Genomic DNA, 1,354 nt, shown 5'->3' on the forward strand with positions numbered 1-1,354 from the left:
CATTCTTTTTTGAAATCCAAGCCCCCTAGTGAAATAAATCAAGTTCTTTTGGTGGTGAATTTGCCTTTTCAGCTATTATGATGAGTTCATCATTCTGTGGATTTTCCATAAATGATATAAAATCGGTATAATACATCAGTGTGAGCCTTAGCATGGTTACCAGCTGCGAGAAGGATACGTGTCTTTTTATCATTCTGGAGATAACGGTACAGAGCAGATTGGCAATGAGTACCACCCATGTCTGTATCTGTATGGCATTTACACTGTCACCATAGAAGAAATGCAGTGGGAAGTTCTGCTTGAGCTGCTTGTAAAGGGACTCAATAGCCCATCTGCGCTTGTAAATCTCCTCAAGGTCCTTCACATCAAGCTCAAGGTTATTGGTCAATAGGACAACTGACTTATGTGAGTTATTACTCCATAGTTCCACTCGTCTTGCCTCGTGCCTCATCTCTCCCTTCTCAAAGAGAATCTTCTTGTCAGTATGCATAACCAGCCCATCAGGACTTACATAGGTTACTGAGGATAGCTCCTTATACGTGAGATTCTTCTTCATCTTGGTCACATAGCATACTCCCTCCTCTGTAAGTCGCTGGAACTGTGCATAATCAACGTATGCCCTGTCCATGGTAAGGGTAGCATCCTTAGGAAGATGCACTTCTTTAAGTAGATAATGATCATGCGTGGCGGCAGAGGTAAGCTGTACGACCATGGGAACACCAACATGATACTTCATCACCGTATGAACCTTCATACCGCCTTTCTTCTTACCACTCTTGGGGTGTCTGCCTACTCCTTTGAGGATGTTGTCAAAAAGGGTAATCGTAGTTGAATCCATCATATACAGAAGTTTCTCCCATGTCTTCTGTTCACCTTTAGGGCGGCTGTCCGCTAAAAAAGAACCATAACGCTCTAAGAGGTACGCATAAACGCTTGCAAAGAACTCTTGTGGGCGACGCTTGTTGGCATCAGCAAGCGTACTACGACGGACGACATAGTCCATGCCAAGATGATGTAGTTTGTTTACTTCAGCCTTCATGCCAATCTCCACTTCCCGAAGAGAATCAAAGTGTTTGAGAACACCGAAGAGCATTATGACAAGGTGAGTCCACCCGTCAAGACGCTTCACATAAGCTTCACTTCGGGGTGTTTCAAGGCTAATTTGCTTGATTTGTTGCTTATCGAGTAATTTTATTACCTGATTATAGACCGGCTGTCCGATAAAATGTGTACTTTTGCCCATGTTATTGAAGTTTTGACCAAGAAAACAAAAGTAACAAAAAGGGCTGAAATCCAAATACGGATTTTAGCCCTTAACTTTTATATGTGGAAAAGGTTTACCGGACAGTAATAT

The 1,354-nt window shown here is 42.5% G+C and carries 1 protein-coding gene; it reads right to left on the reverse strand.

What is annotated here, in order from left to right:
• Positions 1-25 precede the first annotated feature (25 nt).
• Positions 26-1,243, reverse strand: coding sequence for an IS4 family transposase (locus HMPREF0671_RS11630; protein ID WP_036900995.1), 1,218 nt, complete (start codon positions 1,241-1,243; stop codon positions 26-28).
• Positions 1,244-1,354: the final 111 nt, after the last annotated feature.

The organism is Prevotella sp. S7 MS 2, assembly GCF_000762865.1.
GTDB lineage: Bacteria > Bacteroidota > Bacteroidia > Bacteroidales > Bacteroidaceae > Prevotella.